Origin of the sequence: Lentibacillus salinarum, from assembly GCF_042679865.1 — a bacterium.
Lineage (GTDB): Bacteria > Bacillota > Bacilli > Bacillales > Amphibacillaceae > Lentibacillus > Lentibacillus salinarum.
The window spans coordinates 79,343-99,665 of the sequence record NZ_JBHTNH010000003.1 but is presented as its reverse complement, the minus strand read 5'-3'; the positions used below and the strand labels follow the sequence as shown (position 1 = coordinate 99,665).

At 43.4% G+C, this 20,323-nt stretch carries 27 protein-coding genes and 1 riboswitch; of the genes, 22 read left to right on the top strand and 5 right to left on the bottom strand.

Annotated elements, in window-relative coordinates; translation table 11 throughout:
• Positions 1-181: 181 nt before the first annotated feature.
• The 4 genes from ACFQ4A_RS03755 to ACFQ4A_RS03740 all read left to right on the top strand — a co-directional run bounded on the left by ACFQ4A_RS03755 (position 182) and on the right by ACFQ4A_RS03740 (position 3,508).
• Positions 182-1,099: a diacylglycerol kinase gene (locus ACFQ4A_RS03755; protein ID WP_382397728.1), complete on the top strand. Its 918-nt coding sequence runs from the start codon at positions 182-184 to the stop codon at positions 1,097-1,099.
• An 87-nt stretch (positions 1,100-1,186) separates the two neighbouring features.
• The gene (rlmD, locus tag ACFQ4A_RS03750) at positions 1,187-2,581 is read left to right on the top strand and encodes a 23S rRNA (uracil(1939)-C(5))-methyltransferase RlmD (protein ID WP_382397726.1); all 1,395 of its coding nucleotides are present in this window, start codon (positions 1,187-1,189) and stop codon (positions 2,579-2,581) included.
• A gap of 215 nt (positions 2,582-2,796) precedes the next feature.
• Positions 2,797-3,132 (top strand): hypothetical protein, encoded by a 336-nt coding sequence (locus ACFQ4A_RS03745; protein WP_382397724.1) that lies wholly within the window; start codon positions 2,797-2,799, stop codon positions 3,130-3,132.
• Positions 3,133-3,205: 73 nt separating this feature from the next.
• Positions 3,206-3,508 (top strand): hypothetical protein, encoded by a 303-nt coding sequence (locus ACFQ4A_RS03740; protein ID WP_382397722.1) that lies wholly within the window; start codon positions 3,206-3,208, stop codon positions 3,506-3,508.
• Positions 3,509-3,653: 145 nt separating this feature from the next.
• Here ACFQ4A_RS03740 and ACFQ4A_RS03735 read toward each other — a convergent pair whose 3' ends face one another.
• Both ACFQ4A_RS03735 and ACFQ4A_RS03730 read right to left on the bottom strand, forming a co-directional pair.
• Positions 3,654-3,833 carry a hypothetical protein gene (locus ACFQ4A_RS03735; RefSeq protein WP_382397720.1) on the bottom strand — a complete coding sequence of 60 codons (180 nt, stop codon included), beginning with the start codon at positions 3,831-3,833 and terminating at the stop codon, positions 3,654-3,656.
• Between the two features lie 153 nt (positions 3,834-3,986).
• Positions 3,987-4,259 carry a phospholipase gene (locus ACFQ4A_RS03730; protein ID WP_382397718.1) on the bottom strand — a complete coding sequence of 91 codons (273 nt, stop codon included), beginning with the start codon at positions 4,257-4,259 and terminating at the stop codon, positions 3,987-3,989.
• A gap of 175 nt (positions 4,260-4,434) precedes the next feature.
• On the opposite strand from ACFQ4A_RS03730, the gene ACFQ4A_RS03725 reads away from it, so the two are divergent.
• The 4 genes from ACFQ4A_RS03725 (at position 4,435) to ACFQ4A_RS03710 (ending at position 6,378) form a co-directional block, all read left to right on the top strand.
• A complete protein-coding gene (locus ACFQ4A_RS03725) occupies positions 4,435-5,694 on the top strand; it encodes a YeeE/YedE family protein (protein ID WP_382397716.1) in 1,260 nt (419 codons plus the stop codon).
• A gap of 103 nt (positions 5,695-5,797) precedes the next feature.
• Positions 5,798-5,926 (top strand): DUF5613 domain-containing protein, encoded by a 129-nt coding sequence (locus ACFQ4A_RS03720; RefSeq protein ID WP_382397714.1) that lies wholly within the window; start codon positions 5,798-5,800, stop codon positions 5,924-5,926.
• Entirely contained in the window at positions 5,927-6,160 is a 234-nt protein-coding gene (locus ACFQ4A_RS03715; protein ID WP_382397712.1) for a DUF5613 domain-containing protein, read from the top strand. It abuts the gene before it with no gap.
• Positions 6,085-6,378: a hypothetical protein gene (locus tag ACFQ4A_RS03710; RefSeq protein ID WP_382397982.1), complete on the top strand. Its 294-nt coding sequence runs from the start codon at positions 6,085-6,087 to the stop codon at positions 6,376-6,378. Before ACFQ4A_RS03715 ends, ACFQ4A_RS03710 begins: the two co-directional genes overlap by 76 nt.
• Positions 6,379-6,607: 229 nt before the next feature.
• On the opposite strand, the gene ACFQ4A_RS03705 is transcribed toward ACFQ4A_RS03710, so the two are convergent.
• From ACFQ4A_RS03705 to ACFQ4A_RS03695, 3 genes are all read right to left on the bottom strand, one after another.
• A complete protein-coding gene (locus ACFQ4A_RS03705) occupies positions 6,608-6,928 on the bottom strand; it encodes a hypothetical protein (protein ID WP_382397710.1) in 321 nt (106 codons plus the stop codon).
• Positions 6,929-7,167: 239 nt separating this feature from the next.
• On the bottom strand, positions 7,168-7,473 hold the full coding sequence (locus ACFQ4A_RS03700) for a hypothetical protein (protein WP_382397708.1): 306 nt from the start codon (positions 7,471-7,473) through the stop codon (positions 7,168-7,170).
• Between the two features lie 259 nt (positions 7,474-7,732).
• Positions 7,733-8,509 carry a hypothetical protein gene (locus tag ACFQ4A_RS03695; RefSeq protein ID WP_382397706.1) on the bottom strand — a complete coding sequence of 259 codons (777 nt, stop codon included), beginning with the start codon at positions 8,507-8,509 and terminating at the stop codon, positions 7,733-7,735.
• 314 nt (positions 8,510-8,823) lie between these two features.
• Between ACFQ4A_RS03695 and ACFQ4A_RS03690 the strand changes: the two genes are divergently transcribed.
• The 14 genes from ACFQ4A_RS03690 to ribH all read left to right on the top strand — a co-directional run bounded on the left by ACFQ4A_RS03690 (position 8,824) and on the right by ribH (position 20,274).
• Complete coding sequence (locus ACFQ4A_RS03690; RefSeq protein WP_382397704.1) at positions 8,824-9,234, top strand: hypothetical protein; 411 nt, start codon at positions 8,824-8,826, stop codon at positions 9,232-9,234.
• A gap of 123 nt (positions 9,235-9,357) precedes the next feature.
• Entirely contained in the window at positions 9,358-9,735 is a 378-nt protein-coding gene (locus ACFQ4A_RS03685; protein ID WP_382397702.1) for a hypothetical protein, read from the top strand.
• A gap of 188 nt (positions 9,736-9,923) precedes the next feature.
• Complete coding sequence (cyoE, locus tag ACFQ4A_RS03680) at positions 9,924-10,865, top strand: heme o synthase (RefSeq protein ID WP_382397700.1); 942 nt, start codon at positions 9,924-9,926, stop codon at positions 10,863-10,865.
• Between the two features lie 56 nt (positions 10,866-10,921).
• Positions 10,922-11,200 carry a GNAT family N-acetyltransferase gene (locus tag ACFQ4A_RS03675; protein WP_382397698.1) on the top strand — a complete coding sequence of 93 codons (279 nt, stop codon included), beginning with the start codon at positions 10,922-10,924 and terminating at the stop codon, positions 11,198-11,200.
• Between the two features lie 98 nt (positions 11,201-11,298).
• On the top strand, positions 11,299-11,952 hold the full coding sequence (locus ACFQ4A_RS03670) for a transporter (RefSeq protein WP_382397696.1): 654 nt from the start codon (positions 11,299-11,301) through the stop codon (positions 11,950-11,952).
• A 288-nt stretch (positions 11,953-12,240) separates the two neighbouring features.
• A complete protein-coding gene (locus ACFQ4A_RS03665) occupies positions 12,241-12,891 on the top strand; it encodes a hypothetical protein (RefSeq protein ID WP_382397694.1) in 651 nt (216 codons plus the stop codon).
• Positions 12,888-13,631 (top strand): cytochrome c biogenesis CcdA family protein, encoded by a 744-nt coding sequence (locus ACFQ4A_RS03660; RefSeq protein ID WP_382397692.1) that lies wholly within the window; start codon positions 12,888-12,890, stop codon positions 13,629-13,631. The genes ACFQ4A_RS03665 and ACFQ4A_RS03660 overlap by 4 nt, the downstream gene beginning before the upstream one ends.
• Before the next feature lie 14 nt (positions 13,632-13,645).
• Positions 13,646-14,275 (top strand): peroxiredoxin family protein, encoded by a 630-nt coding sequence (locus tag ACFQ4A_RS03655; protein ID WP_382397690.1) that lies wholly within the window; start codon positions 13,646-13,648, stop codon positions 14,273-14,275.
• A 40-nt stretch (positions 14,276-14,315) separates the two neighbouring features.
• The gene (locus ACFQ4A_RS03650) at positions 14,316-14,999 is read left to right on the top strand and encodes a response regulator transcription factor (RefSeq protein ID WP_382397688.1); all 684 of its coding nucleotides are present in this window, start codon (positions 14,316-14,318) and stop codon (positions 14,997-14,999) included.
• Entirely contained in the window at positions 14,992-16,068 is a 1,077-nt protein-coding gene (locus tag ACFQ4A_RS03645; protein WP_382397970.1) for a sensor histidine kinase, read from the top strand. Before ACFQ4A_RS03650 ends, ACFQ4A_RS03645 begins: the two co-directional genes overlap by 8 nt.
• A gap of 444 nt (positions 16,069-16,512) precedes the next feature.
• Positions 16,513-16,658: riboswitch (FMN riboswitch) on the top strand.
• 213 nt (positions 16,659-16,871) lie between these two features.
• On the top strand, positions 16,872-17,984 hold the full coding sequence (gene ribD, locus ACFQ4A_RS03640; RefSeq protein WP_382397686.1) for a bifunctional diaminohydroxyphosphoribosylaminopyrimidine deaminase/5-amino-6-(5-phosphoribosylamino)uracil reductase RibD: 1,113 nt from the start codon (positions 16,872-16,874) through the stop codon (positions 17,982-17,984).
• Positions 17,965-18,564 (top strand): riboflavin synthase, encoded by a 600-nt coding sequence (gene ribE / locus ACFQ4A_RS03635; protein ID WP_382397684.1) that lies wholly within the window; start codon positions 17,965-17,967, stop codon positions 18,562-18,564. Before ribD ends, ribE begins: the two co-directional genes overlap by 20 nt.
• A 29-nt stretch (positions 18,565-18,593) precedes the next feature.
• A complete protein-coding gene (locus ACFQ4A_RS03630; RefSeq protein WP_382397682.1) occupies positions 18,594-19,826 on the top strand; it encodes a bifunctional 3,4-dihydroxy-2-butanone-4-phosphate synthase/GTP cyclohydrolase II in 1,233 nt (410 codons plus the stop codon).
• A complete protein-coding gene (gene ribH, locus ACFQ4A_RS03625) occupies positions 19,810-20,274 on the top strand; it encodes a 6,7-dimethyl-8-ribityllumazine synthase (protein WP_382397680.1) in 465 nt (154 codons plus the stop codon). Before ACFQ4A_RS03630 ends, ribH begins: the two co-directional genes overlap by 17 nt.
• Positions 20,275-20,323 lie beyond the last annotated feature (49 nt).

Here is a 20,323-nt window from a genome sequence, read left to right as displayed (position 1 = left end):
TTCGCCGAATGACCAGCTTGCAGTGGAATTAACCCGTACGGGCATTATTCAATTGGACTACTGTCACCTTCATGGCAGTAGTCTCTCGTTTGGTGTTAATAGCTTTTCAAAAGATATAAAAAGCGCTATGATGAAGGTTAGGTGTCCAAGCTGATTTGTTGTGCGGGAAGGGGGGAGCAACATGAGAAAAGCCCGGGTCATTTATAATCCAACGTCCGGACGGGAAGCCTTTAAACGCGAGTTGCCAACGGTGATGGAGCGGCTTGAAATAGCCGGTTATGAAACGTCGGCACACGCTACAACAGGTGAAGGTGACGCCATCGAAGCGGTCAAAATGGCTGTAGAAAGACGTTTTGATCTGGTGGTGGCAGCAGGTGGCGACGGGACCATCAATGAGGTCATCAATGGTTTGGCTGAGCAGGATCATCGTCCGAAACTTGGCATCATTCCGACCGGAACGACCAATGATTTTGCCAGGGCGTTATGCATCCCCCGTGACATTGAAAAAGCTGTTGATGTCATTGTGGCGGGCCAATCCACGCTGCTCGATATCGGCCGTGTGAATGAGCACTACTTTGTGAACATTGCCGGGGGCGGAAAACTGACGGAACTGACGTATGATGTGCCAAGCAAGCTCAAAACAATGCTTGGGCAGTTAGCCTACTACGTGAAGGGAATCGAAATGCTCCCGTCATTAAAACCGATAAGGACCAGGGTAGAATATGACGGCACAATTTTGGATGAAGACATTATGCTGTTTCTTGTCTCCAACACCAATTCAGTAGGCGGATTCGAAAAACTTGCACCTGATGCACGGCTGGATGACGGCTATTTTGATCTGCTGATTTTGAAGAAAATGAATCTGGCTGAATTTGTCCGCATCGCCAGCCTTGCTGTAAGAGGTGCCCATCTTGACGACAAGCGTATCATATACACACAGGCCCAAAATATCAGCGTAACGACTGATGAAAAAATGCAGTTAAATATAGATGGTGAATATGGCGGACTGCTGCCCGGGGAATTCCAAAATCTGCAACAGCATATTGAATTTTTTGTGCCGGACAAGTTTGTTGAAAAAGAGACGAATCATAATAACTAAGACTGCTGACGAATGGCAGTCTTTTTAATTTAATAAACGGGTATGATAAGATAAGAAGCACATTCATGCCCGAAAAGGAAGATACCAATGGCGAAACAAGCAGCACCAGTAAAAAAGAACGAGACCGTAACACTCCAGTTTGAAGATCTCACCCATGAGGGGAGCGGTGTCGGTAAAATTAACGGCTATCCATTATTTGTCCCATTTGCATTGCCGGGGGAAGAAGGCGACGTGAAAGTCGTTAAAGTCAATAAGAACTTCGGTTTCGGTAAATTGCTCAACCTGACAAAATCAAGCCCGGAACGTGTAGAACCGCCGTGTGATGTATTTTATAAGTGCGGCGGGTGTCAGGTGCAGCATATGAGCTATGACATGCAGCTGGACATGAAACAGGAACAGGTCAAAAACGCAATGCGGAAAATTGCCCATCTGGCGGATGTGCCGGTTCACCCGATCATACGGATGGAGGACCCATGGCGCTATCGCAATAAGGTGCAAATGCCTGTGGGGGAAAAGGATGATGGAGAACTGAGGACCGGTTTTTATCAGAAACGCAGTCACCGGATTATTGAGGGTATGGAAACGTGCAATATCCAAGATGAAGTGAATGACCGCATGGTGGAAGCCGTACGCCGGATAGCCGATCGGCTTGGTATTTCAGCTTATGACGAACAGAACGATACCGGCGTGTTAAGGCATATCGTCGTCCGTACAGGTGAGGTGACAAACGATACGATGATTGTCATCATCACACGGACAACTGAGTTGCCGCATCAAGACGAGCTGGTTAAGGAACTAATTCAGACTTATCCGCACATCAAGTCAATTGTCCATAATATTAACAATCGAAAAACGAATTCCATTTGGGGCAAAACATCCCATGCAATCTGGGGTGAGGATTATATTTACGATCAAATCGGCGATATTAAATTTGCCATCTCCGCCCGATCCTTTTACCAAGTCAACCCGCCCCAAACGAAGAAACTATACGACAAAGCACTGGAATATGCTAAAATTGGTAGCCATGATACCGTTGTCGATGCCTATTGTGGAATCGGCACTATTTCGCTGTTTATGGCACAAGAAGCTAAAAAGGTTTACGGCGTGGAAGTCGTCCCGGAAGCAGTTGATGACGCGAAGAAAAATGCTAAATTGAATGGCATCACAAATGCTACGTTTTACGTCGGTGAAGCAGAAAAAGTGATGCCATGGTGGACAGCGCAGGGCATGCGTCCGGACGTGATCGTCGTCGATCCGCCCCGAAAAGGGTGTGATGAAGAACTGCTGAAGGCCATGCTCGGCATGGAACCAAAACGAATCGTTTACGTATCATGCAACCCATCAACATTGGCACGCGATTTGCGCATACTGGAAGACGGTGGCTATGCCACACAGGAAGTCCAGCCGGTGGATATGTTCCCACAGACGCATCATGTAGAAGCAGTGTGTTGGTTGGAGAAGAATGTGTTTAACCAAAAATAACTATTTCCATCAGACCCGGTTTTCGTGAAAATAACCATTTCCGAATTCCGGGTTTTTCATGCACAACCTTAGCGTAATAAGTCATATCGATTATTTTACACCCTCGGGCGGTAGCGATTCTCTAACAAATCATCGATTGACATACGTTAGAAGCCTTTCCTATCAGAACAGTACTGGCATACATTGTCAGTAAACCGTGAAAGGGGGGACCAAGTATGTGGAAACAATATGATGAAAACGGGAATCAGGAGGTCAGTTTTTCAAAGGCTAAGGCTAAAGCTGATGCCGATTCAAAGTCAAAGGTTGATTTCGACAGCGATATAAAGCTTGAAAATGAAAACGAAAACGAAAATGAAAATGATTTAAAAAACAGAAACCGTAATATCAATATCGCTCGAGTCGTTAACAGCGGGAACTCCTATGTGGATATGGAAGTTGATGCCGATTCCGAAGCTGAATGTGGTGAAGACGCTGAAGATGATGACGAAGTGGCCGGCGTACAAGATAATCAGGGTAATCGACGGAAAAAGCATAAGAAAAGAAAATATTAATATAACAATTATCAAAGTGGGATGATTCTATCCCACTTTGGTAATATATGTCTTACAAAGCGAGGGGATACTCATGGAAAATTTAGATAATTTATATTCATTAGACGCCAGGCGAAAGGCCGACGTTGAGAGATCGGTTGAATCAATTATCAGAGACAGTGGTAATTCAGATGTTGATATAAGTATACTCATTGACACAACACCCATGGCATATGCCATGCTATGTTCATTACTAGCCACTCAACAACTTACAAAACATGAATTTGATAAAGCTGTCCGGAAATTAGAGGATTTAACGAAAAATAATGATCATTATGTTAAAGGGAAAAACGATGTTTCGACAGTAAAACTTAAAGAGAGAGGAATGAGGAGGTAATCAGTTACCTTCTTATTCTACATAATCGTTTTACAATTGTAGATTAAGTGTCTGTCAAAGGAAACGAGCATGGTGAATGACCCGCCACTTACCTTTCGTTGTTTGAAGTGGAGGATCTTTTCACCTGTTGATAAATTCAATCCAATTAATCTGTCAGCTGATCCGTTAATTGAATAATTTTATTAAATATTTCTTTTCTGGTTTTCTCGGATATGCCCGGATCCTGAAATCGGGAAATTAATTCTTGAACTTCCTCGATCAATTCATCATCTGAGCAACTGCACTGTTCGGTGTTATGTTGAAAACAAACGAGATTATCTTGCATTTGTGATACCTCCAAGGATGAATGCTGCCTCTATTGCTCATACCCCGATACCCCTTTTGAAGATCAGCAAAACATGTATGATTAAGATGACTCTTGATAGCAGATACGGCACAACAGCTCTGGTCAAATGGCATGGCATCCTTTAATGATTGATTAACACCTGAAACGGGCCGCAATCCGCATAGCATTATAAATCGTTCTTGCATGCCTGCCTTCTATCGTATATGGATTAATTAACGGACGCAGCCGGCTGAGAAATTGCTGATCGCAAAAACATGGTGATCCGCCTCGTTGCAAACATGCATCATGCGCCTGGCAGGCAGCGTCGACAGTATTGGCAGGTGCACCTGGTCCACTGCATCTCGGCCCGCAATAACGGTAGCCGGGAAAAACACAAATGCCTCGAGGGGCTTGGTTTGCCTGCATTATCATCACCCTTTACAACTTATTTCATTTTGTCACTAGCGTATGCCGGATGATGGTTAATAGATTGTTTATATACCTAAACAAAACGATGACTAAACTTTTTTGACACAAAATCAGTCAGCCGTTATGATAAGAAAGTAAAACCTACTAAAATGATAAGAAAAGGGTGTTTAAAGTGAGTTCAACGACAAATGTTCAACCGATAAATGACGTGAAAGCGCCTGTGCAGCAGAAAAGCACAACTTTGAATAAGCCGCAAATGCCGCTGATTATTGGCGGGCTGATTGTCGGAGCAATTTTGATGATTTATCTTATGGCAACGCAAAATGTTGTGCAGCCGTTATTGCTTGTCATTGGTCTGCTGCTCGGGTTTACATTATTCCATGCCCGATTTGGCTTCACATCGGCATTTCGCAGACTGATGAGTGTTGGGAATGGGCAGGCGTTAAGATCGCATTTGTTAATGCTGGCGGTTGCCGTCACATTGTTCGCGCCCATTCTGGCATTCGGTTATTCATTCTTTGGCGATGATGTTTCCGGTTATGTGTCACCGGTTGGCGTCAGTCTTTTGGTTGGTGCCTTTATGTTTGGAATTGGGATGCAGCTTGGGGGTGGATGTGCATCCGGGACCCTTTATGCCGTTGGGGGCGGTCACTCTGTCATGTTTATCACGCTATTATTCTTTATCATTGGCTCGACGATAGGAGCCCATCATTTGTCATTTTGGACGGACGATATGCCGGCATTTGAACCTGTTTCACTCGCAACATCAACAGGACTTGGCTATGCCGGTGCCTGGATATTATCCATTGCGTTATTCGGACTGATCGCTTGGATTACCCTCGTTGTAGAAAGAAAGAAACGACCTCCGAAAATGGCAGCAAAACCGTCAGCAACCGGGTGGAAACGTGTTGTCCGGGGATCATGGCCGTTGTTTGCAGCAGCCACTGTATTAGCGGTACTTAATGCTTTGACGCTGATGACCCGTGGTGCGCCGTGGGGCATTACATCGGCATTTGCGTTATGGGGTTCCAAAGTAGCGCAGTTTTTCGGAATCGATGTGGCCAGCTGGGGCTATTGGCAAGGAACCAATGCCGCTGCACTGGAATCGTCCATTTTTGCTGATTCAACAACAGTTCTGAATCTTGGTGTCATTCTTGGGGCGTTCCTGGCATCAACAGCCGGCGGATTGTTCAAATTGTCCAAGGTCAATGGTAAGAATGCGACGGCCTCTATCATCGGTGGCTTGCTGATGGGCTATGGTGCCCGTCTGGCATTTGGTTGTAATATTGGGGCCTACTTCGGTGGTATTGCTTCCTTTAGTCTGCATGGTTACATTTGGGGCGTGATGGCGCTAGCAGGAACGTTCATAGCGCTTTATCTCAGACCGATGTTCGGGTTATCGGTGCCAAAACCGAAAGATTCATTTTGTTAAGATAAACGTTAAGAAGACAGGGCATTTCATCAGGAAGTGTCCTGTTTTCTGTAATAATAAAATGGCTAAACACAAGGGGACAATCAATACAAGGGGAATACATATGAATAAGCCGACATTTCGGGCTATTGAGACAATCGACTATATTATAACGGAAAATGAGCAATACAGGCACTATCATTATCCGGAAATGCCCATCAAGTACGACAGCAATTTCGTCGAATTTAAATAAATGTCGTCGCTGGAGGAATTCAAGCAGTCAGAGGCAAATTTAAAGAAATTCCACCAAAAATATAACCAGGCGCATTTGAAATTCGAATTCCCGGACAACAAAAAACCGAATCCCGGCCTCCAAAAATATTTTGATGATAACGGTTATGACACCGGTTTTTGGAACTGTATGCCATCGAACCAAAAGACTTCCCTGCTCAGAAGGAAAATCAGGATATCCGCGTTGCTGAGGTGACTGAGGATAGTTTGGATGATTTTATCAATTTGCAGTATGAAACCGATAAGGCGAATGGGGAAACCTTTGCGAATGAAAAGGTGAAGTTGAATAAGAAACAGTTTGCTGAAGATAAAAACAACATGAAAGTGATTGGTTACTATAAAGGAGAGCCGGCTGGTACAATGAATGTGATTGTGTCGGAAGAAGTTGTGGAAATTGATGATTTGGCTGTCTAGGAGCCGCTCCAGCGAAGAGGAATCGGCGGCTTGCTTCAGCGGTTTGTGATGGACAGGTTTCTCGAAAAGACCATTGTGAGGGGTTATTTTTAGACCTGCGCCACCCTATCGGATGGGGATCGTATTGTGACCGCAGACATTGTAGTGACTGCGGTCTTTCATCAGTTTATTCAAAAGGGGGTATTTCTTTATCCATTATATCACGTTTTATTCGATTTTACTCCACAGTCTACATTTTAGAAATTCCGCTAGCTAAAATGCTAAATAAAATACTAATGGTTGTTAATCCAGCAACAGGCAAGGCAAAACCTTTGTTATTTTTAAATTCATAAGCAGTTACCAACACGCCTGCCGCACACAACACGAACCATAAAGGGGTGAAAATTAAGTCAGCAATATTCGTTGGTAATAAAGTGTAGAATCCAGTCAAGAAAAGCACCCAATTCAATACCAACAGGCCTAAAATTCCATAGGAAACTTTTCGAGGCGCCGCCCCCTTCTCATTACTTTTACCAGCTATAAATGCTGGAACAACAAATACTAAAAGCATAATCGCTCCTACAATTAACCCAAATATTAATGATAATGTGATTACTATCACTCCCTTTGGATTTGCGGTTTAGTCTTTGTATGCAAGGAGGTTACCCCTAACCTTTAGGTAGGGTTATTTCCTCTTTCATGATAGGTGTTTAGTATTTCCTCTACATTTTTTGATGCTTTTGGAGTTGAAATATAAGTATATTCTTCGTTGCCGATGAACATTAGTATGAATTGTCCGGTTTTGTTTTGCTATAAATGTAAACCTCTACTTGTGCCATCTTCGTATATTATTTCCATATCATAAGTTGGTTCATCAATATCAATATTTTCTCTTTTTGCGCTCTTCATTAATTCTTGTAAAGCCTCTAATACGCCGGGTTTATCTGTACTTAACCAGAAGTTTTCATTCAATCCTCCAAGTCCGGAAGAATTTGCTATATCAACATGTTTTATATTTTGATTAATAGGCATTCCTTGTTTCGTCTCTTGATCTTTGCATCCTAATAAACCTACTATCGATACCGCCACCAAAATTAAAATAAAGAATTTTTTCATAAGAATCATTCTTCTCCCTTACTACTTCTTATTTGAATAATATCTTAATGGGGTTATTATGACAAAATTAAAACGTACAATTGTAGCTTTGGCAACTGTTTTCTTATTTTTCCTTCAAGCGCCACATTTGCAGCACAATCTTCTACGTATTTAGACTATGATGGAGATTCATTTTCAACATCAGGAAGAGTTAGTATTCCTAAGGACCAAATTGAAGGAGCCGACCAAATTTAGTCAGCCCCCTTTTATAAGCAAATAATTAATGCCTATGGTATAATACAGAATGGTTTTGCATATATGAGCAATATGCTGGTCTTTCATTTATGTTACAATTATTATGATTGGTGCAAAATAGTAAAGCACCATAATAGCAATCGCTTTTATAAAAATTAATATAGGCTTGTGGATTCCATTTTCTTAGGTGTCTATCGTCAGAATTAGGTCCATTAAATCTATTACAGTGAACCCAATCTCCAGGATAATATGTGTCGCCGTATCCTAGCGTCCCAACAGCTTCTTTTTGTTTTTTATCCATGTTTTCAAACATTTGGCTGAGATTCTTTTCTACAACAACCTGATAGGTTCCATCTTCTTGTTTTTTAACTTCCTTCTTTTCTTCCCCGACCGTTATTTCAATTGTTTCATTGTTGCTGTCTACGTCAAACGTTCCATTGTGTATGTCTTTTTCAACACCGTTTACTTGAAGTGTACCTTGGTGCCCTTCATGACTGTGATCATGGCCGTGTCCTTGGTTATATTCAAGCTCTTCAGGAACAGAAACATACAATACAGGAATTCCATTCTCTAACGTCCATCCTTGTTCTTTCAATATTTCTTTTTGCTTATTAGTAGCACTCTTCCAGTCCATATCTTCTGCTGTGTACTTCAAAATGATTTCCCCTTTTGGATTATCTGACCTCGAAGATGCGCTATCGTTGTGTTCCTGTGTAGAAGCTTCCGTTGTAAATGATGTGTTCAGTGACCAAATAACAAAACCAGCTACCAATGCTACAATTGCGACTTTTAACTTTCTCATAGCAATCCCCTGCCAAAATTAATTACTTACCCGTGTTTCATTATTGAATTTAACAGATAGTGAAAGATTAAGGTGTGATTCAAATCATACTTTTTCCACTTTTTTGATAATTGGTAAAAAGTACCCAGTAGTTTTCAAAATTTATTTTAGGTTATCTGTTATACTCCCGTATGTTTTGAAGACTACTGTTGACTACATTTTTTCTGTTCTTGCCACTTCTAAAATGAGCCGATTTTCACTCTTTTTATTATGATTGCTATAAGATGTGCAGACGTTGCATTACTGTTATAATAGTTATAAAGGGAATGTTCCATTTGACAAAAATCACAAAAGAACGGTTTCTTGAAATTTTGGAAGTATTGAATGAGCGGCTTGAAGAAAATAAATTGAGTATGTCGTTAAATATCTATGGCGGGACGGTTATGATGGCTTGTTTTGATGTCAGGCCGGCAACGAAAGATATTGATGAGATATTTGAAACATTTCCACAGATTAAAACGATATTGAATGATATAGCAGAAACATATGGATTGGACGAAAATTGGATTAATCAGGATATTCAGGAGCCATTAAAACATGTTAAACATGAGCATTTAAAAGAAACTTACACATACAACTATCTCAAAGTATTTACGCCCAAGTGCAGATCAAATGCTGGCAATGAAGATTTTATCATCAAGACCGGAACCATTCAGGGACTTTGCCGATGCAGAATATTTGATTGAATTAATCGGCATTGAAACCCTGGAGGAAGTACTCAATGTGTTTGATAAATATATTGGCCGAAAGTTTCTCCATGACAGGCAAAAGATGTTCCTGAACTATATTGGAAAGGACCTTGGTAAACCATGGAAAGAGTTTACGGTTTAATACATGCAGATGATTTTAATGTTGCTTTGACCAACCTGCTCATTGATTTGTATTCATCTGACTATAAAAAACATTTCTTAGGGCTGGATTTTGACGAACAGAAAATAGCTGATTTGAGCGAGCCAGAGCGGGAAACGCTGACAAAGATTGCCGCAGTCGTTGAGTATGTCGGCAACAGGCAGCCGAAAGCAACATTATATAACTGGATATATTCGGAAAAGTTAAAGCTGGATAAACCTTATACACCAGGAGTCCCCGAAGAAAGTGTAGCACGTGTGAAAAGGATCATAACTGCACCGAAAGAATTTGCCGACAGGAATGTATTCTATGATCAAGAAACGTTGGAACCGGTGTAGTGGATCAGAAAATACGTCGTAGATTTACTGTCAGCAACAATTGAGTTCCCTTGTTCAATTGAATTTTTTGGCTTAGGTTCATTTGTGGCTGAATCTGCCAGTTCATTCTGCTTACATAAATGGCGCCAAACGATTACAATATATGAGGAAGCATTTTATTTGTCATGTTTTCTGAGAGGATGAATAGGATGAGCAGGCAAATTGTCACCTCATCGGATATAAATAGAACTGATTTTGCACCAGATAAGGACAACCAAACGTCAATCGTGACAGATTTGAAGTCTCTTTTTAAATTACCTGTCCTGATAGCCAATGCGGTACCGGTCTTTGCTGGATTTTGGCTGGCGATATATTTTACAGAAACATCTTTTGCAACCCATTTTAATATATTTTTATTGACGCTTATCGGTAGTACGTTAGTCATGGCCGGTGCGCTTGTTTTCAATAATTGGTATGAGGCAGATATTGATACGGTTATGGAAAGGACCAAAGGACGCCCGACAGTGACCGGAAATATTTCCATGCAGACGATACGTTGGATCGGAATAGCTGCAAGTGGCTTTGGTTTTTTATTGCTTGCATTCACGACGCTTGAGGCCATCATTTATGCGCTGATTGGCTGGGTAACATATGTTGTGTTTTACACGATGTGGTCCAAACGCCGGTATACGCTGAATACGGTCATCGGCAGTATTTCCGGTGCGGTGACCCCATTGATTGGCTGGGCGGCACTTGAGCCGGCGTCACATATTGTGCCGATTGTGCTGGCCTTAATCATTTTCATTTGGCAGATGCCGCACACGTTCGCAATTGCTATCCGGAAATATGATGAGTATAAGGCGGCCAATGTTGCCATGCTGCCGGTCGTCCATGGAATGGAGATGACGAAGCGCCAGATGGTTATCTATATCGCTTGCCTCTTGCCGCTTCCGTTTTATTTGTTTTCACTCGGAACAGCATTCGTTGTCATTGCAACGCTGTTGAATATCGGTTATCTCGTACTGGCGATCAGCGGTCTGTTTGCCAAGGATACCCGTAAATGGGCGGATAAAATGTTCATGGTATCGGTCAATTATTTGATGGTTATTTTTGTGGCTGCGATTGTCGTCACACTTCCTTGGTTTGGATAAAGCCGGAAGAATTAGTTACTTGAATATCGGGAAAACTATTACAAAGGAGTGATACGATGGCAGACATCAAAAAAGGCGATCATAAGTTTTATATCGGTGATGATGAACATCATCCGAAAGCGGTGATTACGTTTAAGGAATCCGGTAACAATGAATTGAATGTGGATCACACGTATGTATCGGAAGAATTACGCGGTGAGGGCATGGCCAGTAAACTTGTTGAAAAAATGGTCACCTATGCCCGAGAAGAAGGCAAGACAATCAATCCGACCTGTCCGTATGTCAAAAAGAAAATGGAGGAAACACCGGCGTATCAGGATTTACTTGCGGAATAACAGCTGCTATAAAAATGTTTGAACTTAAGCCAGGGTTCCACACCCCTGGCTTATTTACGATAATATAGTACGGAAACTGGCCGGGAGAGGGACAAACGATGCAACAAACGGCAAAAATGTTTTATGAAAGTGTCATGATTATACTTGTGATGCTTACAATTATAACGATATGGACGGATAACAGCTATAACGCCACGATCAGCTGGGTTGTGTGGGGTGTGTTTTTTGTTGATTTCACGGTCCGTTTTATCATGACAAAGGCGAAGTGGGGCTTCATTAAACAAAATCCGTTTTTATTAATTGCGATCGTTCCGTTCGATCAGTTCTTTCAGGTTGCCAGAATTGTACGGATCATTTATTTATTCCGGATTAAAGCCATCACCAAATATTACGTTGTGCCATTGGCTGAGAAAATGACGTTTCAATCCAAATCACTGATTTTGTCTATCATCTTATTGCTGCTGTTTGCCGAGGCTGTGCTGATTCAAGTAATGGAAAACTCGGTTCATCATTATGTTGATGCCTTATTCGTTGTACTCGGGTACTTGCTCTTTTTTGGTCACCGGGTTTTTGAAATCGAACAATCTATTTCGATCTGGACATTGACAGTGGTATCTGTTCTTGGCATTGCTGTTCAAGGACTGGCGCTGCAATGGGTGTTTAACCGAATGGACGCTGTTTATCAGCGAGTTAAGAATAAGTCTAAATCTGATTCAAATGAACGGCGAGAATTTAAATCGGGCGAGTCATAAAAAAACATGACGGCGTAATAGAGGTGGATCTTATGCTGCTATTCAATGCATCACTCGGGCTGAAGTTTTCCCACTCGAGCCGAAGTTCCCCCGCTCAGTTGCATTACGATGGTACTCCTTTTCCTGAAAGATTATAGAGGTAATTATAGCAGACTATTCCAGTTGCATGCAGAAAGCTGTTATCCGTTACGAAATGACATAGACTAATAAAGATTTCTTTGTTTTTTCATCAAACTTTCACATAAATAGTTTATAATGAATGTGAACTGAACGGAGGACATACATATCATGATATCAGCTTGGGTATTAGCCAAAATGGCTTACAACGTTATCAGCATTGTTGCTGGCCTGACCTTTTTTTATGTGACAAGTCAATCAGCAAAACCCGTGAAAAAACAGCAATTGGAAGAGAGCATTTCACTGATCATCAATTTTATCCTGTTCATATGGGTGGGGAAAATTTTGCTGAATATCGGTATTTTTGTCACAGACCCACTGGCCGTCCTGGCTTACCCAAGCGACTCGTACGCCTTTTATGCAGCTGTTCTTTTGCTGCTTGTAAACGTTGTCTTCAAAGTTAGGCGAAAACATTTAAATATCAGTCCCTTATTGTCCGCCCTTGTCCCGATATTTCTGGGATCGGCGTTCGTCTATGAGTTTATCGATGTTGTTGTGAATGGTAATGCGCTATCCTGGGGGCACTTGGGCTTACTTTTGATTGTGGCGGTGATGTTTTTAGCAATTAATGAGCGAAAACCGGCCGTTATCGTGGCAGGTAACGTTTTTGCCATCTGGAGCGCAGGACAATTCTTGTTAACGTGCCTGCTGCCGTATTCGACGCTATACGGATACATAGTGGCCAGGTGGTTTTTAATCGTTGTATTTATCATAAGCGTGACTGTTCTTATTTACAACAACAGAAAGAGGGTGAGGTCATGACTGCAGCTGCAGATTTAACCATTTGGCTTGCTTTAGGAGCCGGGATCCTTTCATTCCTGTCTCCGTGCACATTGCCGATTTTTCCGGCCTATCTGTCTTATATAACCGGTATTAGTGTGAAAGAACTGAAAAACAACCAGGATATGAAGATTCGCAGCCGGTTGCTGTTCCAGTCCGTATTGTTTTTGCTTGGTGTTTCAACCGTGTTTATTGGGCTAGGGGTTGGTGTATCGTTCCTCGGTCAGTGGATTCAAGGGATGCTGACAGGCGACTCAGGATTGTTCCTCCAGCGTATTGCCGGCATGTTTATTATCGTGATGGGCCTGTTCGTAGCGGGGTGGCTCAATATTACGTCCTTTATGAAGGAAAAACGCATGCAATTCGCACGTAAACCTGCTGGCTATCTTGGCACCATTTTTGTCGGGATGGGGTTTGCTGCGGGTTGGACGCCATGTATTGGACCAATTTTTGCGTCGATACTGGTCGTGGCAGCCAGTAATCCGGCACAGGGAACGATTTATACCATCGTGTATGTGATTGGCTTTGCACTTCCATTTCTCGTATTGACGTTTTTCCTGGGATCAACACGCTTGATTGTCCGATACAGTCAAAAAATCATGAAAGCAGGCGGCGCGGTCATGATTTTTATGGGCGTTCTGCTGTTCACAGGCCAGATGACACGTATTTCCAATTTCCTGCTGAAACTGGTTGAAGATACCTGGTTATCAAATCTCGGATAATGGGAGGGCATACAATGAAAAAAGCGATCATTATCGTTGTTTTAACAGGGATGTTTGCATGGGCGGTTTATGATCTTACCGCCGATTCACAGGACACACAGCAGACAGAAGAAAATGATTTTACTATTGAGGAAGATGCGGCTGAAGAAGAGTTGACTGAAGATTCGGAAGGGACCCGGGAAAGTAACGATGCGTCTGATGCGATTGCTGACACGGACGAAGTGGGGCTTGAAGTAGGCAATATAGCACCCGATTTCCAGCTGGAGACAATGGAAGGGGAACAAATGAAATTATCCGATCTGCGCGGCCAGCGTGTCATGGTGAATTTCTGGGCAACCTGGTGTCCGCCTTGCCGTGCTGAGATACCGGATCTGCAGAAATTTTATGAGAATAAGGATATTGAGATTTTAGCCGTCAACCTTACTGATACGGAAAGCAACAGAAGTGATGTGCAGGAATTTGTTGCGGATTTCGGCATGACATTTCCGGTATTGCTGGATGAAAATACAGAAGTTGCTAATCAGTATCAAATACAGCCAATCCCGTCATCCTTTATGATTGATTCTGATGGACGGATTCAGTTTAAGGCTTTAGGTGCCATGAATTATGAACTGATGGTGCAAGAGTTTGAAAAGATGTCATAATGGCCTCGTCTGGCGTAAAATCGGTGTAGAGGTGTTAACGATGGAGCAGACAATTTTAGTCGTGGAGGACGATCAGATGATCAGGCACCTGATCCGTCTGCATCTGGAAAAAAATCAATATGATGTGATTGAAGCCCCTGATGGTGAAAAGGCAAAAGAAGCCTTTTTGGAACACCATCCGTGCCTCGTCATTCTTGATTTGATGCTACCGAAAACGAGTGGCGAGGAATTTTGCCAATGGGTGCATGAACGGGAGCGGAATGACGTTTCGGTTATAATGCTTTCGGCAAAAGCCCGGACGGATGACAAGATTGCCGGATTAAGGATGGGTGCCGATGATTACGTTACCAAGCCATTCGATCCGGACGAGCTTATGGCTCACGTGGAAGCTGTTCTAAGGCGGACAGGGCAATTTTGTCAAAAAGTTGTTCATGACGGGCTTTGCATAAAACCGCGTAAAGGTGAGGTACTGCTTTATGATAAGCAGCTGCATTTGACAAAGCATGAATTTAACCTCCTCTATTATTTTATGCAACATCCGGACACTGTCCTGGACCGCGAACAATTGGTCAATGAGCTGTATCCATTTGCGGATAATACGGTCCTCGATAGGACTATTGATGCGCATATCAAAAAGCTCCGGGAAAAAATTGAGGAGATCCCATCTGAACCGAAGCGCATCCAGACAGTCCGGGGAATGGGGTATAAATTTGTCAGTGCGTAAATGGGTGTTGTCACTGTTTCCAAACGGTTTCCTGTGGCGGTTATCGCTGCTAAATTTTGTAATCGTTGCTTCAGCAATTGTGCTCAGCGGCCTTGCCATTTATAACACAGCCTGTTTTTTAGTTGATGCCATGGGGACGTTGAATGACTCGCAGCAAAGGCAATTCAATGCTGCCCTGTTTAATTATTTATTGATTTTTTCCGTTATATCAATTGTTGGGGGCAGCCTGCTTCATTTTTATTTGACCGGGAAACTGATCAAACCTGTCAGACGTTTAATTGAATCAGCTAAACAGCTGAAAAAAGGTGCCTATCCCAATCCTGTAGCAGAATCAGCTAAGGGCGAAGTGGGCGAACTCATCGTACAATTTAATGGCTTGATTACACAATTGAAGGCAAATGATGCACATCGCCAAAAGCTTATATCGGATTTATCGCATGAATTGCGCACGCCACTGACTAATTTAAATGGTTACCTTCAGTCACTGGAACGCGGAGATATCGAAGGCAGCCAGGAACTGTACAGTTCGTTGCATCAGGAGGCCAAGCGGCTGACGGCGATGATGGAACAGCTGGAGCAGCTCAAGGAATGGGATTATGCTGCATCCTCAAATTATGTACAGTATACAGAGACAGATATGGCTGATTTAATTAGGCAAAGCACGGCTATGTTCAGTTGGCGCCAGGAACAGGAAAACATACCGATGACGGTGGAGGCCGATCCTTATCGACTATCTGTTCATGTTGATGGCTTACAGCAAGTAATCAGCAATCTACTGGAAAACGCCATCCATTATTATACCGGCAATGGAACAATAGAGGTACGGGGTGAATGGCGGAACGCAGTTTATTTTGTCTCTGTAAGCGGCCAAAGTGACGTCATCCCTGAAAAAGAAGCTGACAATATATTTAAACGGTTTTACCGGCTGGATGATTCCAGAAACAGGGCGACAGGCGGAAGTGGTCTTGGCCTGGCGATTGCCAAGGAAATTATAGACAATCACGGCGGCAGAATCGGTCTGGAATCGGAAGGGTCCGATAATACATTCTGGTTTGAGCTTCCACTTTGATTTGTGGGCAGCAAAGCAGAAATCGGCGAACTTTCTAAACAAATATAGTGGCATCTTGTGTTGTCACCCAATAAATCATAGGTGGTTTAGTGTCCTTTTAATCGATAGCTCCTTCTATATATACAATCGAACCGGGACCGAAAAAGGGGGCGTCACACAATAAAAATTTTGTTCACGCCCCCATTTGCCATTTTCTTTCGATTGTCATTATAAGAGGGGCGGCGCAGTTTTTTTGCATTAGCAGGCCGACTGGTGCTATACTAATAAATAAAAGGCTGTTTTCTCAAAGTTTGTTGCTTTTGAGATAAGAAGAAAAACATTTGCAATCTCTGAGCAGTCCGAATACACGTAGACTCCCGCGGAAAGCGAAGTGTATTCGGACAGCGGGTTAAATAACAACAATTCTTACGAAAAGAGCCAAATAAAATTTAATATGAATGCAAAACATTCCTTCGGGGCAGGGTGTAATTCCCGACCGACGGTGATGGAGCATAGCTTCAGAGTCCGTGACCCGTGCGGTATTAAACCAAGCGGTGGACCCGGTGAAAATCCGGGACCGACAGTAACAGTCTGGATGGGAGAAGGAATTTTACAGGTTGTTTCGTATGATCAATTTCCAGTACAGGCAATGCGTATTTTTCCATTGCTATAAACGTATCAATAATACGACACTTGTAAAAAAATTCTGCCCGTACACCCTCTGAAGCGAATTCAGAGGTTTTTTTATTTCTTTTAAGCGATTGGAAAAGCGGTGATCGGTAACCGTTGCCGCTTTATTAACTTGTTTGGAACAGAAGGAGGGAATGACTGTGAACGATGAATACTATATGCAATTTGCCCTTAACTTGGCAAGAGCTGTTTCAGGGCAAACGAGTCCGAATCCTCCGGTTGGTGCGATAGTTGTTAAACATGGTGACATTCTGGGTTTTGGCGCCCACCTGAAGGCAGGGACAGCACATGCGGAAGTCCACGCGCTCCAAATGGCTGGGGACCAAGCAGAGGGAGCAACCATCTACGTTACGCTGGAACCGTGCAGCCATCACGGCAAAACGCCGCCGTGTGCCGATTTGATTATTGAAAAGGGGATCAGCCGGGTAGTTATTGCTGTAAAGGATCCAAATGAGAAGGTAGCCGGCCGTGGGATCGACACACTAAGGACAGCCGGCATCGATGTTGAATTAGGTGTCTTGCAGAAAGAAGCGGAAATGGTGAACCGTGTATTTTTCCACTATACTCAAACCAAAACACCTTATGTGACGATGAAGACAGCTGCCAGTCTGGATGGTAAAACAGCAACATACACGGGTGACAGCAAGTGGATTACCGGTGAAGCGGCGAGACATGATGTTCACCATTACCGTCATACCCATGACGCTATTCTTGTAGGGGTCAACACGGTGGTAGCAGACAATCCGAACCTGACAGCACGTCTGCCAAACGGTGGCAAAAATCCGCTTCGCATTATCCTGGATACGGAGCTCCGCACGCCGCTAAATGCGAATGTGGTGGCGGACCAAAAAGCTGATACGTGGATTTTTACCGGACCAGCCATAACAAATCAACGGACCAGACCATATGAGGAAGCAGGTGTTAGCGTCATTCCGCTTGATGCGCTCGATCCCGATCATGTGCTTAACTATTTGGGAAGTCAACGAATCATGTCCTTGCTGGTGGAAGGTGGTGCCGAGGTAAATGGCTCGTTTATGGAATGCGGGACGTTCAACCAGCTTGTGCAATACATGGCGCCTAAACTGATCGGCGGTAAAACTGCTCCGACAACCATTGCTGGAAATGGCTTAAAGCGTATGCCGGATACACAGCCGATTGAAATCATTAGCGTGGAAATGCTCGGTGAGGACATTAAAATCATAGCGGAACCGCGAAAGGGCGATGCAGATGTTTACAGGAATCATTGAAGAAAAGGGCACCATTAAACAAATGAAATACGTGTCGGAAAAATCAATCCATATGACAATTCGATCGTCAAACATCGTGGAAGATATCCATATCGGCGATAGCATCGCAGTCAACGGCATCTGTCTCACGGTCACGGATTTTTCGAGTGAGTCGTTTCAGGTGGATGTCATGCCGGAAACACTGAAAGTCACTTCGCTGAAGATGGTGAAAGAGGGGTCGCGTGTTAACTTGGAGCGTTCAATGCCTGCTGACGGAAGATTTGGCGGACATTTTGTTTCTGGTCATGTGGATGGCACAGGAACAATCATCCGAAAAGAACAACACGAAAATGCGATTTATTACGATATCGAGGTTCCTAATGAACTGACGATTTACTTCATCACGAAAGGCTCTGTCGCAGTGGATGGTGTCAGCTTGACAGTTTTTGATACCAGCGGTGATACGTTTACCATGTCGCTTATTCCGCATACTGTCTCTGAGACGATCCTGGGTGATAAAAACAAGGGCGACATCGTCAATATTGAATGTGACATGCTGGCCAAACACGTTGAAAATATGCTCAGCAAAACAGCCAGATGATCAAGACTAAAACGAGGGAAGTGGACAAGATGTTTCATACGATAGACGAAGCGATCAATGATTTAAAAACAGGGAAACCGGTCATTGTTGTTGATGATGAGGACCGGGAAAATGAAGGCGATCTGGTTGCCTTGTCGGAAAAGGCGACACCGGACGTCATCAATTTTATGATTACGTATGGAAAGGGTCTCGTCTGTACGTCCATCACACAGGACCTGGCCGAAAAACTGAAGCTGCCGCTGATGGCAAGTCAGAGCAGTGATCCATTCGGAACCGCGTTTACGATTAGCATTGATCATAAGGATACGACAACAGGCATTAGCGCACAGGAACGGTCGCAAACGATTCAGTCATTGGCTGATCCGGATATTAAAGAGGAAGATTTCAAGCAGCCGGGCCATGTTTTTCCGCTCGTTTCCAAAGCAGGCGGCGTTCTGACTCGACAAGGTCATACGGAAGCTTCTGTTGATCTGGCAAAATTAAGCGGGGCCTTTCCGTCAGGTGTTATTTGTGAAGTTATAAAAGATGACGGTACGATGGCCCGTTTACCTGATTTACGGGAAATGGCCGAGACGTTTGATCTGAAGCTGATTTCGATTGCTGATCTGATTGCTTATCGCAAGCAGCATGACGTGCATGTCAAGCGGGTGGTCGAAACAACGCTGCCAACCGAGTTTGGAACATTTAAGGTGTGCGGCTACACCAATGATTTGGATGATAAGGAACATATTGCACTCATTAAAGGGGATATTTCTGGAAAGGAATCGGTACTGACCCGCATACATTCCGAGTGCCTGACCGGTGATGTGTTCGCTTCTTATCGCTGCGATTGCGGGCCACAACTGCATGAAGCCCTGAAAAGAATTAATGAAGCGGGTTCCGGCGTTTTAGTCTATATGCGACAGGAAGGCCGCGGGATCGGTCTTATCAATAAACTGCGTGCTTATCAGCTGCAGGATGCTGGACTGGATACGGTTGAGGCGAATGAGCAGCTCGGCTTTGCCCCGGACATGCGCGAGTATCCTATCAGCGCTTTAATTTTACAGGATCTCGGCGTGCAAAATATAGATTTACTGACCAACAATCCGCAAAAATTACAAGGCTTGCAGTCTTATGGCATTCAAATTGCCGCACGCCTGCCGATTGAGTCAGGTGAACGACATGAAAACAAGCGTTACCTTTATACAAAGTATCAAAAGATGGGTCATTTATTCAGTTTTCATAATACTAAAGGAGATGAGTCATATGGTAAAAACATTTGAGGGCGACCTGGTCGGATCGGATTTGAAAATTGGCATAGTCGTGGCCAGGTTTAATGATTTCATAACGAATAAATTGCTAGACGGGGCTGTAAACACGCTGAAACGGCATGGTGTCAAAGAAGATAACATCAATATTGCCTGGGTGCCGGGTGCCTTTGAAATTCCAGTGGTTGCCCAAAAAATGGCGGCAAAAGAAGAATATGATGCAGTGGTGACACTCGGCGCGGTTATCCGCGGGTCAACGCCACACTTTGATTATGTCTGCAGTGAAGCGGCCAAAGGAATCGCCAATGCTGCCATGCAATCCGGAAAACCGGTCATTTTTGGCGTTTTGACAACAGAAACGATTGAACAGGCGATTGAACGCGCCGGTACAAAGGCAGGTAATAAAGGGTCGGAAGCAGCCGTTGCGGCGATTGAAACGGCAAATGTCATCAGGCATTTTTAGTTGTTTGGATAACATTTGGCCTCGTTAAATCATCAATGTTTTTCGTTTC